Genomic DNA, 14,555 nt, shown 5'->3' on the forward strand with positions numbered 1-14,555 from the left:
AGACAGCTCAGGAGGCCGCCAGCGGCAACCGCACCTCGAAGCGGCATCCTGGGCCGTGGTTCTGCACGCCGATCCGTCCCCGGTGTGCCTCCACCAGGCCCTTCGCGATCGCCAGGCCCAGCCCGCCACCACTGGTGGTGCCGCTGCGGTCGGGGGTGCGGGCTTGGGTGCCGCGGAAGGCGACGTCGAAGACCCGGCTGATCTCGTCGTCCGGAATCCCGCCGCAGCCGTCGTCCACGGCCAGCAGCGCCTGGTCGCCGTCGATGCCGATCTGCACGGCGACTGTGCCGTCCGGCGGGGTGTGCCGGATGGCGTTGGACACGAGGTTCCGCACGATCCGCGCCAGCTCCGGATCGCTGCCGGACACCACTGGCCACGCCGACGCGTTTTCCAGCACCCGTACGCGTTTGCGGTCCGCCACCGGTGCCTGCGCGGCGACCGCGTCGCTCACCACGTCGCGCAGCGGCACCGCCGACATGCTCAGTTCGAGCGCTCCCGCGGTGATCCGGGACAGCTCGAAGAGATCCCCCACCATGCCGGACAGCCGGGTGGTCTCGCCGCTGATGCGCTGGGCGTAGTCGGCCACCTCGGCGCGCTCCGAAACCACGCCGTCGGCCAGCGCCTCGGCCATCGCCTGGATCCCGGCGAGCGGGCTGCGAAGGTCGTGACTGATCCACGCGACCAGTTCGCGACGCGACGACTCCGCCGCGCGTTCGCGGTCCCGCGCCTCGCGTTCCCACACACTGCGCCGCGCGATGACCCGGCCCAGCACCATCGCCGCGGGCACCGCCACCAGTGCCACGAGCAGGCACACCAGCAGTTCCGTGGTCAGGGCCTCGGTGAACATGAAGCCGCTCACGCCGAGGATCCCGACCAGCATCGCGGCGACCGGGGTCAGCACGAGCGTGGTCATCGTCGTGGCCAGCGACCGGTGCCGCAGCAGGTAAAGCGCGAGTCCGCCCAGCGCTGCCACCGGCAAGGCGAACAGCAAGGCGAGCGGCAGGATGTGCAGGACGTGGACGAACATGTCCCACGCCGACTCGCCCGAGCCGATCACGGCTGTGTCCGGTCGTAGCGGTAGCCGACGCCCCACACCGTCGCGACGCGGACCGGTTTGGCCGGGTCACGTTCGATCTTCTCGCGCAGCCGGCGCACGTGGACAGTCACCGTGGACTGGTCGCCGAAATCCCAGCCCCACACCTTTTCCAGCAGGTCAGCCCGGCTGAACGCGACGCCGGGATGGGAGAGGAAGAACGCGAGGAGATCGAACTCGCGCGTCGTAAGCGGCAGCGCCGCGCCGTCGAGCGTCGCCTGGCGGGCGGTCATCTGGAGCCGGAGGTTGCCGTCCGTCAGTTCAGCCGTGGGCGGCTCGGGCCGCGGCATCCGGGCCCGGCGCAGCACGGATGCCACGCGCAGGGTGAGTTCCTTGGGGCTGAACGGTTTGGTGACGTAGTCGTCGGCCCCCAACTGCAGTCCGGCGATGCGGTTTTCCTCCTCGCCGAGTGCGGTGAGCATGACGATCGGCACCTGGCTCGTCTGCCGCAGCCGACGGCACACCTCCAGGCCGTTCAGCCCGGGCATCATCACGTCGAGCACCACCAGATCCGGCACGCGCTCGGCGAACCGGGCGAGCGCCGCCGTGCCGTCGCCGGCCAGGTCGACGGTGAAACCGGCGGTTTCGAGGTAGCGACGGACGACGTCGCGCACGGTCTCGTCGTCGTCTACCACGAGCACGCGACCCGCTTGGTCCTCCATGCCTCACCTCACCAGTTCGTCAGCAGCAGGTGGTTGACCGCGAGCGCGACCACCGCCTGTCCGGCAAGCCACCAGCGGCGGTGGCCCGCCGGGAGCAGCGCCGTGGCCGGGATCAGCCACGCGCCGAACGGTAGCCAGATCCGTTCTACCTCAGCCTTCGACAGGCCGGACGAATCAGCGAACACGATCGTGAGCAGAGCCGCCACCACGATCAGCAGCACCGGATCGCGCAGGATCGTCCGGCGGGAAGGCAAGAAGACCGCGTTGGCCACTCCCCGGCGAGCCGCTGCGACTACTGCGGGGCCGCACGCGACCGCCACCGCGGCCAGATCGGCCCACACCCAGTAGGAATACGGCCGCACCAGCGCAACGCCCTGGTAGTAGCGCTCGACCACGAGGTGGTAGCCGTCGAACCACCAGAAACCGGCGAGCGCGAACACGGCGACCACTGCTAGCGCACCGAGGGCAGCGACGAGAGTGGCCCGCCATTGCCTGCCGAGCACGGCGACGGCCAGCGCGACCAAGCCGAGCAAGACGAGGCCGTAGGAGAGGAAGATCCCGAACCCGATGAGAATCCCGGCTGCCAACGCCGTGGGCCACGCGTAACCGCGCTGTTCCCGGAAGCCCACCGACGCCAGGGCGAGCAGTGCGATGCCGGTGGCGGTCACGCCGGCGAAGAGGCCGTCCGCGGATACGCCCAGCCACACCGCGCCTGGGCTGAGCACGGCGAACGGAAGCGCCGCGCGGGCGGCGTCGGGGCGGCCGAGCAGGGCGATCGTCGCGGGTACCGCCACCGCGACCAGCGCGGCCACCAGCACGACCGCGGTCGACGCCCAGGCACCGCCGTGGAGGCCGAGCCGGTCGAGCCAGACGAAGACGAGGGTCGCGCCGGGCGGGTGGCCGGACACGTGAGTGGTCCACGAGTTCGGCTGGAAGTCGAGGATGCGCGAGGAGAATTCGCGGAGGAACCGCGGGATGTCCGTGATGCCGGGGACTTCGTGCAGGTACTCCTGCACAGTGGTCAGCCGGCCGGTGAAGCCGCGCGTCCAGCCGTCCACCATGGCGAGCGAGAAGATCCAGGCGAGGGAGGCCAGGTAACCCGCGGCCAGGGCGCGCCGCCATCGCAGCCGGGCGGCCAGGGTCGGGCCGTACAGGACGACACCGGCGGCGATCAGGACGGCGAACACCGAGCCGGGGCCGACGTGTGGCAGCCAATGCGCGAACAACGGCGGCGCGAACGCGTAGATCACCACGTCCGAACCTGGCCGGTTGTAGTACACGCCAACCGCGGTCGCGGCGGCGATCACCACGAGGGTGACGCCGACCGTCACGAGATCGGCGCGGAACCGGGGACGGACGGGAACCGGGGGCGGCGGCTCGGCGAGCCGGGCAGCCTTCGTCGACTCGCTCATCGCCGGTCACGATAACCCCGCGGGCGGGCGTCCGGCAGGGTTCCGGCGGATCCGTGAGAAGTCGGTAAGATCTGGGCGAACGTCAGGATTTGGTAAGCACAGCAAGGGTTCTGCACTGTCCTTTCCAGACCTACCGTACGCCTCGTGAACGAATTCGGAGCGGACGTCGTCCTCCCCTGCCTCGACGAGGCGGCCGCGCTGCCCGGCGTGCTCGCCGGTCTGCCGGCGGGGTATCGCGCGATCGTCGTGGACAACGGGTCGCGCGACGGTTCCCCCGATGTCGCGGCCGCGCACGGCGCGAAAGTCGTCGACGAGCCGCGGCGTGGTTACGGTGCCGCTGTCCACACCGGGTTGGAGAACGCGACCGCCGACATCGTCTGTTTCGCGGACGCCGACGGGTCACTCGATCTGGCCGAGTTGCCGCGTCTGGTCGCCGCGGTTGTGGATGGTGCTGACCTCGCGGTCGGGCGACGGGTGCCGGTTTCCCGGGCGGCTTGGCCATGGCACGCAAGAGCAGGCAATGCCGTCCTCTCGCTGCTCTTGCGGTCCCGTGGACTGCCAGTGCGGGACATCGCGCCGCTGCGGGCGGTGCGTCGTCGGGAGTTGCTGGCTCTCGGCGTCACGGACCGGGCTTTCGGCTACCCGCTTGAGCTGTTGGTGAAGGCTCAGCGCGCGGGTTGGACGGTTCAAGAGTTCGACGTCGCTTACCGGGAACGGGCGCGGGGCACGAAATCGAAGGTGTCCGGTTCGATGCGCGGCACGTTGCGAGCGGTGCGGGACTTCGGGCGGGTGCTCGCCCGATGACGTTCTGCCTGCTTGTGGTCGCGAAAGCCCCGGTGCCGGGCTTCGCGAAGACTCGGTTGTGCCCGCCGGCGACGCCAGAACAGGCCGCGGAGATCGCCGCCTCCGCGCTGTTGGACACGCTGGACGCTGCGTTCGCCACTGACGGCGCGATCACCGTCGTGGCGATGACGGGCGACCTCTCGGAGGCGGCGCGAGGCGGCGAAATCGGCCGGGCGTTGCGGAAGGCGACCGTGATTGCGCAGCGGGGCTGGGATTTCGGCACCCGGCTGGCCAACGCGCACTCCGACACCGCCGCGGTGCATGCCGGGTTGCCCGTGCTGCAGATCGGCATGGACACGCCGCAGGTCTCCCCCGTATTGCTGGCTTCGGCGATCAAGCCGGTCGTCGACGGAGACAGCCGCGCAGTGCTGGGCAGCGCGGAAGACGGGGGCTGGTGGGGACTCGGGCTGGCTGATCCGCGGCAGGCGCAAGTGCTCGCCGGAGTTCCGATGTCGCGTCCGGACACCGGATTCCGCACCCGAGCGGCATTGGAAGGAAACGGGCTCCGCGTCGTCGAGCTGCCGACACTGTCCGATGTGGACACCATGGAGGACGCGCTGCGGGTGGCCGCGATCCGGCCGGAAACCAGGTTCGCCGCCGCGGTCGACGCGGTGGGAGTGGTGGCATGAAACTCGCGACTGGGCGGGAATTCGATCGCGGGCTGCTCGGCCATCACTGCTGGCTGGAGCTCGCCAACGGCGACCGGATCGAGCTGCCGGTCGGTCGTTGGGCGGACGGTTGCGGTGCGGGCGACGCCGTGCTGCTGGACGCGTGCGCGGGTCCGACGCTCGACGTCGGCTGCGGACCCGGTCGGCTTACCGCTGCGTTGACGCGTCGAGGCGTGGTGGCCCTCGGCGTGGACAGTTCGCCGGTCGCGGTGCGGCTGACTCGACGGCGCGGAGCGAGTGCGTTGCAGCGCAACGTTTTCACTCGCCTTCCTGGCGAGGGACGATGGAGTCACGTGCTGCTGGCTGACGGCAACATCGGGATCGGTGGTGATCCCGATGCGCTGCTGCGGCGGGTGCACGAGTTGCTCACGCTAGATGGCGACGTGCTCGTGGAACTGGAGGAGCCCGGCCAGGGAGTGCGCCGCGACCACGTCCGCTTGCGGCCGGATCCCGCTGGTGGGCGGTGGTTCACCTGGGCGTGGGTCGGTGTCGACGCCATTGCGGAAATCGCGGTGCGGACGGGTTTTCGAGTGGCGTGGACGACCAGTCGCGGCCGCCGCTGGTTCGCGAAGCTGGCACGCGCATGAAACGGCTGGCAGCCGCGTGGCGCGGGCTCGACGCTCGGGTTTCCGCAGCACAGGCAAAGATCGGCGAACGGGCCCGTGCCGTCGATCGCCGGGTGCCGAGGGCGGAGCAGTTCAAGGGCGGTGCGCACGGCGAACGCGCGACCGCCCGGGTCGGCAGCCTGCTCGGGCTCGCGTTCCTGATCTGCTTCATCACCGGTCTGCTGAGCCATTTGATCCAGCATCCGCCCGAGTGGTTCTTCTGGCCGAGCCGTCCGGTGTGGCTGTATCGGGTGACGCAGGGCGCACACGTGCTGTCCGGGATCGCGGCGATTCCGTTGCTGCTGGCCAAACTGTGGAGCGTCTACCCGAAGCTGTTCGAGCGGCCGCTGGTGCGCTCGGTGCCGCACGCCGTGGAGCGGCTGTCGATCCTTGTCCTGTCCGGCGCAGCGTTCTTCGAGCTGAGTTCGGGACTGCTGAACGTCGCGCAGAATTACCCATGGAATTTCTACTTTCCTCAGGTGCACTATGCGGTGGCATGGGTCGCGATCGGATCGATCTTCGTGCATGTCGCGGTGAAGCTCCCGGTGATCCGGCGGGCGCTGACGCGGGAGCGTGCGCCCGCTCAGCAGTCTGGCCCTGGGTTGTCGCGTCGGGGATTCCTGACCACCACGGGGATCGCGACCGGAGTTGCCGTGCTGGCGACCGCTGGGGCGACCGTTCCGGCGCTGCGGAACGTCTCCGGGTTGTCGTGGCGATCGGACAAGGGCACGCAGAAGCTGCCGGTCAACCGCACGGCCGTGGCAGCGCGGGTCACGCGGGCAGCGCAGGATCCTGGATGGCGGTTGTCCGTGGTGACTCCGGCGGGGACTCGGCAGTTCACGCTGGCCGAGCTGCGGGCGTTGCCGCAGACCACTGTGGACTTGCCGATCGCGTGCGTCGAAGGGTGGAGCCAGATGGCGACCTGGCGCGGCGTCTCGTTCCCGGACCTGCTGCGCGCGAGCGGGACTTCGCCCGGCGTGGACGTGCGGGTGTCGTCGCTGGAGAAGACCGGCCTGTACGGCGTCAGCGTGTTGCCCGGCGAGCACACGGCCGACCCGCTCACGTTGCTGGCGCTGGAACTGAACGGTGAGGTGCTGAATCTCGACCACGGGTATCCGTGCCGCGTGATCGCACCCAGTCGGCCAGGCGTGTTGCAGACGAAGTGGGTCGAGAAGCTGGAGGTGCGGTGAAGACCGCGCGAATTCTGCTGGTGCTGCCCGGATTAACGGCGTTGGCGTACGGGATCGTGCTGTTCCTCGAGTACGCGGCGCCGGCGTGGCCGGACAGTTTCACGACGTTGCTGTGGATCGGCGGCGGTCCGATCGTCAACGACGCGGTGTTCGCTCCGATCGCGGGCGTAGTCGGTCTGCTGCTCGCTCGATTCCTGCCGCTGCCGTGGCGTGGGCCAGTGCAGGTCGGCGCGGCGTTGACCGCGGTGCTGGGTTTCGTGGCGTTCCCGCTGCTGTGGCGTGCTTATGGCGTGCCGCCGAAGCCCGGTCTGCACGACGGGAACACATGGCTGGGGCTGCTGGCGACGCTCGCCGTGGTGTGGAGTGCCGTGCTGGTCGTTTCGCTCGTCCGGATTGTCCGGGTACGGCGGCAGGCGGCACGGAAAATTCGGCCGCGCGCACGTAGTTGACCTGGGTTTTCTTCCGGTACCGGAATTTTCCCGCGGATTCGGCGTTTGGGACAGCGTGCGCGTGGGCACCTCACCGCACGCGGAGAGGCTCTCCGTGCCGAGTCGGAGGCGGCACGGAGAGCCTCTTCGTGTTTTCGTGTGCGAGCCGGTTTTCGCGCGCTGGGCATGAAAAACGGCCACGCGCGACCGGCTCTTGTGCTCCGGTCGCGCGCGGCCTGCAAAGGTTCGGCCCCAGCGCGGATAGGGGGTCGAGCCGTGGCTGGTCTCGGCCGCGCCTCGGCGGCCGAGCGAACTAGTTGGCCGGTACCGCCTGTCCGCCCAAGGTGACCTGCACCGTGCGTCCGTCGGCGAGGGTGAAGGTGGTCTGGTCGTTCGGGGCGCGGGTGCGGATCGCGGCGACGAGCGTGTTGGCGCTGTCGATGACGCGGTCGTCGATCTTGGTCACCACGTCGCCGGACTTCAGGCCCGCCTTCTCCGCCGGGCTGCCCGGCGTGATGTCGCCGAGCTGAGCGCCGCCCTGGGGCGCGTCGGTGACCTTCGCGCCGATGAACGTCTGGGTCGCGTGCCCGGTCTTGATGATGTCCTGCGCGGTGCGGCGCGCCTGGTCGATCGGGATGGCGAAGCCGATGCCGACGTTGCCGCCCTCGCTGCCGCTGCCCTGGCCGCGGCCCGAGTTCGGGCTGTAGATGGCCGAGTTGATGCCGATGACCTGGCCGTTCATGTTCGACAGCGGACCGCCCGAGTTGCCGGGGTTGATCGCGGCGTCGGTCTGGATCGCGTCCATCACCGTGGTCTGGTCGGTTTCGTCGCCGCCTGCCTGCACCGGGCGGTGCAGGGAGCTGACGATGCCCGAGGTGACCGTGCCGGTCAGCTCGTACGGCGAACCGATGGCCACCACCTGCTGGCCGACCCGCAGGTCGTCGGAGCGGCCCAGTTCGACCGGCTTCAAGTTGCTGACGCCGGACACCTTGACCACGGCGATGTCCGTGGTCGGGTCACGGCCGACGACCTTCGCCGCGGCCTTCTTGCCGTCCTGGAACACGGCCTGGATCTGGCCGCCGTTCGCGGCGACCTGGACGACGTGGTTGTTGGTGAGGATGTAGCCGTCGCTGCTGATCACGAAGCCGGAGCCCTCGCCCGCTGCGGTCCGGCCGGACACCTGCAGCTCGACCACGCTCGGCGACAGCTTCTGCGCCACCGATTCGACCGAACCGGCCGGCACGTTGCCGGTCTGCTGCGCGGGTTTCGGCGCGTCGAGCGCGCTCACCGACGAACCGGACCCGCCGGTCAGGTACCCGACGGTTCCGCCCGCCACGCCGCCGATCACGAGCGAGATCGCGGCGACGCTCGCGAGGAGCTTGCCCGCCGATCCCTTCTTCTCGCGCTGCGCGGGGACGCCGTACACCGAGGTTCCCGGTGCGCCGTAAGGATTGGCCGGGGCTCCGGCAGGCGGAGTGTGGGTGCCGCCCGGGTATTGGCTGCCATAGGGCTGCTGAGCGCCGGGGATCGCGCCGCTTTGGGGCGCGCCAGTGTGCGGCGCGGCCGCGCCTTGGGCCGACCACGGATTCGGCGTGCTTCCAGCCGGAGCAGCGGCCCCGTACGTCGGAGCGGCGCCGTACTGCCCCGCAGGCGCTCCGTACGCACCGGAAGCGTCGCCGCTCGCCGTGCCGGTGCCAGACGTCCCCGCCGAGCCCTCAGCGGCCGAACCGTACGCGGCGGTCGAACCAGTGGCACTGGAAGCCGGCTGGTTCGCGTCGCCGCCGGAAGAGGGTTGGTCCGGCTGAGCCGGGGTCTGCTGCCAGGCCGCCTGGCCTTCGGCGCCCGGCTGGGCGCCCGGGTCCTGGCGACCCGCCGCGGAGTCGGGCACGTGGGGGTCGTTCTCGGTCATGTCCTCACCTAAGCGGCTGGGCCTGAGAGGTTCCTGAGTCGAACCTGTGTTTCGTAGATGAGTATGCCGCGAGTTCCGGTCAGCCTGCCGAACGAAGCCGGTCCGCGATCTGTTCCGGGGTGGCGTCGTTGATCCAGACCGCCATGCCCGACTCGGATCCGGCCAGGTACTTCAGCTTGTCCTTGGCCCGCAGCACGGAGAACAGCTCCAGATGCAGCCACGACAGCTCCCGGTCCCGCCGCACCGGAGCCTGGTGCCAGCCCGCGATGTAGGGCAGCGGCCGGTCGTACAGCGCGTCGCACCGGCGCAGGACGTCCAGGTACACGCGGGAAAAGTCGTCGCGCTCGGCGTCGGTGAGCGACGGGAGGTCCGGCGTCTGCCGGTGCGGCACGATCTGGATGTGCACCGGCCAGCGCGCGGCAGGCGGTACGAAAGCCGTCCAGTGCTCGCCGGTCGCGACCACGCGCTCGCCCGATTTCCGTTCCGCCGCCAGCACGTCGCCGAGCACCGAGCCGCCGTGCTCGCGCGCGACCGCCAGCATCCGCTCGGTCTTCGGCGTGACGAACGGGTAGCCGTAGATCTGGCCGTGCGGATGCGAGAGCGTGACGCCGATTTCCTCGCCGCGGTTCTCGAACGGGAAGACCTGTTCCACGCCAGGCGTCTCCGCGAGCGCGGCGGTGCGGTCGGCCCAGGCGTCCACCACGAGGCGCACCTGTTCCGGAGTCAGCCGGGAGAACGCGCCGTCGTGGTCGCTGGTGAAGCACACGACCTCGCAGCGGCCGAGGCCCGGCGCGGTCGGGACGAGGCCCAAACCATCCACAGTGGACGGTTCACCGGTCGCCTGTTGCGAGAACGAGGGGAACCGGTTCTCGAAGACGACCACGTCGTAGTCGGCTTCGGGGATTTCGCTCGGTTTGCCCGGCCGGGTCGGGCAGAGCGGGCAGAGGTTGGCGGGCGGCTTGTACGTGCGCGTCTGGCGGTGCGCCGCCATCGCGACCCACTCGCCGGTCAGCGGGTCGCGGCGGATTTCCGAGGCCGCCGCGACCGGCGGCAGGTCCCGGGTGTCCTCGGCGAGCCGTTCACGGTCGTCGGTGTGGTCGAAATAAATGATCTCCCGGCCGTCGGCCAGGTGTGCCGCAGTGCGTTTCACGCTTCTTCTGCCTCGAGGTTCTCCGCCGTTTCGGCGATCATGAGTTCTCCGACCCGCTCCGCGAGGTCTTCCCGCGCGCGGTCGTCCAGTCCGTCGTCGGTCACCACGACCTGCGCTTCTTCCAGGTCCGCGATCGTGGAAATGCCGACGGTGCCCCACTTCGTGTGGTCGGCGAGCACCACCAGCCGCCGTCCGGCCTCCACCAGCGCGCGGTCGGTTTCGCTCTCGGTGAGGTTCGGGGTGGTGAACCCGGGCCCCACCGCCATGCCGTGCACGCCGAGGAACACCAGGTCGAGGTGCAGTGTCCGCAGGCTCTGCACGGCGACCGGTCCGACCAGCGCGTCCGAGGGAGTGCGCACCCCGCCGGTGAGGACCACCGTGCGGTCCGGCTGTCCCGCGTTGCGCAGCACATCGGCGACCTGGATCGAGTTGGTGACGATGGTGAGGCCCTCGACGCCGTCGAGCGCGTGCGCGAGCGTCCAGGTGGTGGTGCCCGCGGACAGGCCGATCGCGGTGCCCGGCTTGACGAGGGTGGCCGCCAGTTCGGCGATGGCTTCCTTCTGGGCGCGCTGGCGCACCGATTTCGCCTCGAACCCCGGTTCGTCGGTGCTCTTGCCGACCAGCGACGTCGCGCCGCCGTAGACCTTCTCGACCAGGCCGCGGCCCGCGAGCACGTCGAGGTCTCGGCGGACCGTCATGTCGGAGACGCCGAGCCTCGCGACGAGGTCACTGACCCGGACCGCACCGGTCCGGCGTGCTTCCTCGAGGATCACCGCCTGTCGCTGCCGCGCGAGCACCGCCACTCCCCAAGCACACCCATCAACTGCACAAAATCCTACACGATTCAACATCAGGTGTGCGCGACGTGCAGATCAAGCGTCCCCCTGCCGGGCGACAGCCATGCGTGGCGGGCCGCTCAGGCGACCGGCGCCCCTGGTAGCCGGATGGTGAGCAGCGCGCCGCCTTCCGGCGCCCGGTTGGCGTAAACCGTGCCGCCGTGCCGTTCGGCGGCGTGCTTCACGATCGCCAGCCCGAGGCCGGAACCGGGCAGGGTGCGTGCCTCCGAAGAGCGGTAGAAACGGTCGAACACCTTGGGCAGGTCTTCCTCGGCGATGCCCGGTCCGGAGTCCGCGACCTCGACCACCGCGGTGCCGTCGCCGAGCGGACGCAGCGTGACCCGCACCCGCGAACCCTGCGGCGAGAACTTCACCGCATTGTCCAGCAGGTTCAGCACCGCCCGCTCGAGCGAGCTGTTGTCGCCGGTGAGCACCCACGGCTGCAGCGCGACCTCGAACTCGATCTCGCCCGCCCGCCGGCGCGCCCGGTCGAGCGCGCGCTCGACCACGTCCATCAGGTCGACGCGTTCGGCCTGCTCGCGCGGTTCGTCCTGCCGCGCCAGCTCCACCAGGTCGCCGATGAGCTGGGTCAGCTCGTCGAGCTGGCCGCGAATGTCGGCCTCGATGTCGGCTCGGTCCTCGTCCGGCAGCGACGGCGCGCCTGGGCGACTGGCCGACAGCAGCAGTTCCAGGTTGGTGCGCATGGAAGTCAGCGGGGTACGCAGCTCATGCCCGGCATCCGCGACAAGCTGCCGCTGCCGTTCCTGCGAGTCCGCGACCGTGCCGAGCATGATGTTGAAGCTGTGCGTGAGCCGGGCGAGTTCGTCATCGCCGCTCACCGGGATCGGGCGCAGGTCGCCGGTCGCGGCTACCCGTTCGGCAGCTGAGGTCAGCCGGTCGACGGGGCGCAATCCGGCGCGCGCGACGGCCGTGCCCGCACCCGCGGCCACCACGATCCCGGCACCGCCGACGAGGAACAGCACCACGGACAGCTGGTTCAGCGCGCGCATCGTCGGAGCCATCGACTGGGCCAGCACGATCGCCTGGCCGTGCCCGAGCGGCACCGCGACCACGCGCATGCCGGTGGCCGCGTCGGTGCGCAGCGACTGCGGAAGCACGCCGGTCGCGACGCGCATCTCGGACGGGCCGACCGGCGGCCGCGTGCCCGGCTGCGGATAGATCAGGTCGCCGGTGAGGCCGTTGAGCTGGCCGATCTGCAGGTCAGCGCTGGCCAGCAAGGCTCCCGGAACCTCGCGCAGCTGGTCGGTCGGCACCTGGGGCGAGTTCGCCGCGGCTTGTGCGCGGGCCAGCAGGTTGTCGTCGAGCTGAGTGAGGAGGTTGTTGCGCACCACGAGGTACGCGCACAGGGACACGAGCGCCACCGCACCCGCCACGCACGCCGCGGCCAGCAGCGTGACGCGGCCGCGCAGCGAGAACCGCCGGGTGGTCCACCGGGTGCCCCGCGGATCCGGGACCTCCCCCTCCGGCGCGGCGTGCGCACCCGCCGGGTAGTCGGTCACGGCGGGGTCTCGCGCAGGACGTACCCCACTCCACGCACCGTGTGGATCAGCCTCGGTTCGTTGTCCGCTTCCGTCTTGCGGCGCAAATAGCCGACGTAGACCTCCAGCGCGTTGCCCGACGTCGGGAAGTCGTAACCCCATACTTCCTCCAGGATCCTTCCGCGGGTCAGCACGTGCTTGGGGTACGAGAGGAACAGCTCGAGCAGCGCGAACTCGGTGCGGGTGAGACTGATCTCGCGACCGCCGCGGCGGACCTCGCGAGTGCCGGGGTCCAGCGTGAGGTCGGCGAACGACAGCACCTCCGACGTCTCGCCCTGCTGAGCGTCCGGCGCGGCGCGGCGCAGCAGGGCGCGCAACCGGGCGAGCAGCTCCTCCAGGGCGAACGGCTTGGGCAGGTAGTCGTCGGCGCCGGCGTCGAGGCCGGATACCCGGTCGGAGACGGTGTCGCGGGCGGTCAGCACGAGAATCGGCAGGTCGTCGCCGGTGCTGCGGAGCCGGCGGGCCACTTCGAGCCCGTCGAGGCGCGGCATCATCACGTCGAGAACCATCGCGTCCGGACGGTTGGCGAGGATCGTCTCCAACGCCTGCGCACCATCGCTCGCGAGCTCCACGGTGTAGCCGTTGAACTCCAAAGACCGCCTGAGCGATTCACGGACGGCACGGTCGTCGTCCACTACGAGGATGCGCATGCCGTCAGTCTTACGCAGAGTGCTGAGACCCGCCTAAGAACACACGCAGAACACACAAAGAGCATTTCCGGACGACCGCGGACAGGGCGGCACATTCGCACTGGCCGCGCCGGGGGTCGCGGACGCGGAAATCACAACGAGCGCTCTTCCGGCGGCCGGGCGACCGGGGCGTTCCAGTGTCGCCAGAGAGCGAGCACGCGGATCGCGACCACGACCACCGCCGAGACGGTCGTGACCGCGCCGGCCGGGAGGTGCAGCGCGTGCCCCGCCCAGACGCACACCGCGCCGGTCAGCGCGGCCATCGCGTAGATCTCCTTGCGCAGCACGAGCGGGATCTCCCGCAGCAGCAGGTCGCGGACCGCGCCGCCGCCGATGCCGCTGGTCATGCCGATCAGGCACGCTGCGTACCCGGTCGCACCCGCGTTGAGCGCCAGCGTCGTGCCGGCCGTGGCGAACACTCCGAGCCCGACCGCGTCCGCGAGCAGCACGGCGTGGCGCAGCCGGGCGACCTGCGGGTGGAAGGCGAACACCACCAGCGCCGTCACTGCGCAGACGGCGAGGTACGGCCAGTTGCGCAGGGACGTCGGCGGGTGGATGCCGAGGAGCACGTCGCGGATGATGCCGCCGCCGAGTGCCGTGGTCAGGCCGACCACGACGACCCCGAACACGTCCAGCCGCGCCCGGACCGCGGCCAGCGCCCCGGACGCCGCGAACGCCACCAGCCCGAGGAACTCGAGCGCGGTCAGCAGCATGTGCTGGTTCTACTGGTCGAGAAGCCCGCCGCGGTAGGCCAGGAGCGCGGCCTGCACCCGGTTGGCCGCGCCGATCTTCGACAGCACCGCCGAGACGTACCCCTTCACCGTCGCCTCGGACAGGTGCAGCCGCCCGCCGATCTCGGCGTTCGACAGGCCCTGCCCGATCAGCGCGACGACCTCGCGTTCGCGTTCGGACAGCGAGGCCAGGAGCTTGCGCGCCGGCTGCGCGGCCCGCTGCTCGTCGCGGTGGCTCTGCACCATGCGCACGGCCACGCCCGGATCGAGGACGGCACCGCCCTTGGCCAGGTCGCGCACGGCCCGCAGCAGCGCCGCCGGGTCGATGTCCTTCAGCAGGAAGCCGTTGGCGCCGAGCCGCAGCGCGAGGCTGACGTACTCGTCGATGTCGAAGGTGGTGAGCATGGCGACGGTCGGCGGATCGGGCAGCGCGAGAATGGCCCGGAGCGCGCGAATGCCGTCGTCAGGGGCGCGCATCTTGATGTCGAGCAGCGCGACGTCAGGGTGATAGCGACGGGCGACCTCGACCGCCGATCTGCCGTCGCTCGCCTCGCCCACGATCTCGATGTCCGACGCCCCGGACATCATGGCGCGCAGCCCCGACCGAACTAGTTCCTCGTCGTCGGCGAACATGAGCTTGATCAACGAAGCCCTCCGGCAAACCGTGGGTTGGAGGCGGCTCCCCGCACCCGTTACGGAAGATTACCTACTGTTGTCCACGGTTTCGAAACCAGACACGACCAGGTGACGCGGCTGGTCCACCGGAGCGGCCGAGAACAG

15 protein-coding genes are annotated in these 14,555 nt (G+C 70.4%); 5 read left to right on the top strand and 10 right to left on the bottom strand.

Annotated features, from left to right (window positions below; genetic code table 11):
• Positions 1 to 7 precede the first annotated feature (7 nt).
• The 3 genes from WA670_RS35530 to WA670_RS35540 are packed head-to-tail and all read right to left on the bottom strand — an operon-like array spanning position 8 to position 3,167.
• A complete protein-coding gene (locus tag WA670_RS35530) occupies positions 8 to 1,057 on the bottom strand; it encodes a sensor histidine kinase (RefSeq protein ID WP_336160616.1) in 1,050 nt (349 codons plus the stop codon).
• Complete coding sequence (locus tag WA670_RS35535) at positions 1,054 to 1,755, bottom strand: response regulator transcription factor (protein WP_037811133.1); 702 nt, start codon at positions 1,753 to 1,755, stop codon at positions 1,054 to 1,056. Before WA670_RS35535 ends, WA670_RS35530 begins: the two co-directional genes overlap by 4 nt.
• A gap of 8 nt (positions 1,756 to 1,763) precedes the next feature.
• Positions 1,764 to 3,167, bottom strand: a complete 1,404-nt coding sequence (locus WA670_RS35540; RefSeq protein ID WP_037811132.1) for a hypothetical protein — start codon at positions 3,165 to 3,167, stop codon at positions 1,764 to 1,766.
• A 144-nt stretch (positions 3,168 to 3,311) separates the two neighbouring features.
• Here WA670_RS35540 and WA670_RS35545 point away from each other — a divergent pair, with 144 nt between their 5' ends.
• The 5 genes from WA670_RS35545 to WA670_RS35565 are packed head-to-tail and all read left to right on the top strand — an operon-like array spanning position 3,312 to position 6,922.
• Entirely contained in the window at positions 3,312 to 3,971 is a 660-nt protein-coding gene (locus WA670_RS35545; RefSeq protein ID WP_336160619.1) for a glycosyltransferase family 2 protein, read from the top strand.
• Positions 3,968 to 4,639, top strand: coding sequence for a TIGR04282 family arsenosugar biosynthesis glycosyltransferase (locus WA670_RS35550; RefSeq protein ID WP_336160621.1), 672 nt, complete (start codon positions 3,968 to 3,970; stop codon positions 4,637 to 4,639). Before WA670_RS35545 ends, WA670_RS35550 begins: the two co-directional genes overlap by 4 nt.
• Positions 4,636 to 5,265: a class I SAM-dependent methyltransferase gene (locus WA670_RS35555; RefSeq protein ID WP_037811130.1), complete on the top strand. Its 630-nt coding sequence runs from the start codon at positions 4,636 to 4,638 to the stop codon at positions 5,263 to 5,265. The genes WA670_RS35550 and WA670_RS35555 overlap by 4 nt, the downstream gene beginning before the upstream one ends.
• Complete coding sequence (locus WA670_RS35560; RefSeq protein ID WP_238604169.1) at positions 5,262 to 6,473, top strand: molybdopterin-dependent oxidoreductase; 1,212 nt, start codon at positions 5,262 to 5,264, stop codon at positions 6,471 to 6,473. Before WA670_RS35555 ends, WA670_RS35560 begins: the two co-directional genes overlap by 4 nt.
• Entirely contained in the window at positions 6,470 to 6,922 is a 453-nt protein-coding gene (locus tag WA670_RS35565; protein WP_037811128.1) for a hypothetical protein, read from the top strand. The genes WA670_RS35560 and WA670_RS35565 overlap by 4 nt, the downstream gene beginning before the upstream one ends.
• Positions 6,923 to 7,214: 292 nt before the next feature.
• Here WA670_RS35565 and WA670_RS35570 read toward each other — a convergent pair whose 3' ends face one another.
• The 7 genes from WA670_RS35570 to WA670_RS35600 all read right to left on the bottom strand — a co-directional run bounded on the left by WA670_RS35570 (position 7,215) and on the right by WA670_RS35600 (position 14,420).
• Complete coding sequence (locus tag WA670_RS35570) at positions 7,215 to 8,810, bottom strand: trypsin-like peptidase domain-containing protein (RefSeq protein WP_336160624.1); 1,596 nt, start codon at positions 8,808 to 8,810, stop codon at positions 7,215 to 7,217.
• Positions 8,811 to 8,889: 79 nt separating this feature from the next.
• Positions 8,890 to 9,960, bottom strand: a complete 1,071-nt coding sequence (galT, locus tag WA670_RS35575) for a galactose-1-phosphate uridylyltransferase (RefSeq protein WP_336160625.1) — start codon at positions 9,958 to 9,960, stop codon at positions 8,890 to 8,892.
• The gene (locus WA670_RS35580; protein ID WP_106961260.1) at positions 9,957 to 10,757 is read right to left on the bottom strand and encodes a DeoR/GlpR family DNA-binding transcription regulator; all 801 of its coding nucleotides are present in this window, start codon (positions 10,755 to 10,757) and stop codon (positions 9,957 to 9,959) included. Before WA670_RS35580 ends, galT begins: the two co-directional genes overlap by 4 nt.
• Positions 10,758 to 10,876: 119 nt before the next feature.
• Positions 10,877 to 12,316, bottom strand: a complete 1,440-nt coding sequence (locus tag WA670_RS35585; RefSeq protein WP_134665169.1) for a sensor histidine kinase — start codon at positions 12,314 to 12,316, stop codon at positions 10,877 to 10,879.
• On the bottom strand, positions 12,313 to 13,005 hold the full coding sequence (locus WA670_RS35590; protein WP_037811118.1) for a response regulator transcription factor: 693 nt from the start codon (positions 13,003 to 13,005) through the stop codon (positions 12,313 to 12,315). The genes WA670_RS35585 and WA670_RS35590 overlap by 4 nt, the downstream gene beginning before the upstream one ends.
• Before the next feature lie 131 nt (positions 13,006 to 13,136).
• A complete protein-coding gene (locus tag WA670_RS35595; protein ID WP_134665171.1) occupies positions 13,137 to 13,757 on the bottom strand; it encodes a trimeric intracellular cation channel family protein in 621 nt (206 codons plus the stop codon).
• A gap of 9 nt (positions 13,758 to 13,766) precedes the next feature.
• Positions 13,767 to 14,420 carry a response regulator gene (locus WA670_RS35600; protein WP_009083595.1) on the bottom strand — a complete coding sequence of 218 codons (654 nt, stop codon included), beginning with the start codon at positions 14,418 to 14,420 and terminating at the stop codon, positions 13,767 to 13,769.
• Between the last annotated feature and the right edge of the window lie 135 nt (positions 14,421 to 14,555).

Origin of the sequence: Amycolatopsis sp. VC5-11, from assembly GCF_037034185.1 — a bacterium.
Classification (GTDB): Bacteria; Actinomycetota; Actinomycetes; order Mycobacteriales; family Pseudonocardiaceae; genus Amycolatopsis; species Amycolatopsis nivea.

Coding starts and splice junctions, on each gene's coding strand:
- WA670_RS35535 (WP_037811133.1), bottom strand. CDS start 1,755: ATGGAGGACCAAGCGGGTCGCGTGCTCGTGGTAGACGACGACGAGACC.
- WA670_RS35540 (WP_037811132.1), bottom strand. CDS start 3,167: ATGAGCGAGTCGACGAAGGCTGCCCGGCTCGCCGAGCCGCCGCCCCCG.
- WA670_RS35550 (WP_336160621.1), top strand. CDS start 3,968: ATGACGTTCTGCCTGCTTGTGGTCGCGAAAGCCCCGGTGCCGGGCTTC.
- WA670_RS35555 (WP_037811130.1), top strand. CDS start 4,636: ATGAAACTCGCGACTGGGCGGGAATTCGATCGCGGGCTGCTCGGCCAT.
- WA670_RS35560 (WP_238604169.1), top strand. CDS start 5,262: ATGAAACGGCTGGCAGCCGCGTGGCGCGGGCTCGACGCTCGGGTTTCC.
- WA670_RS35570 (WP_336160624.1), bottom strand. CDS start 8,810: ATGACCGAGAACGACCCCCACGTGCCCGACTCCGCGGCGGGTCGCCAG.
- WA670_RS35590 (WP_037811118.1), bottom strand. CDS start 13,005: ATGCGCATCCTCGTAGTGGACGACGACCGTGCCGTCCGTGAATCGCTC.
- WA670_RS35595 (WP_134665171.1), bottom strand. CDS start 13,757: ATGCTGCTGACCGCGCTCGAGTTCCTCGGGCTGGTGGCGTTCGCGGCG.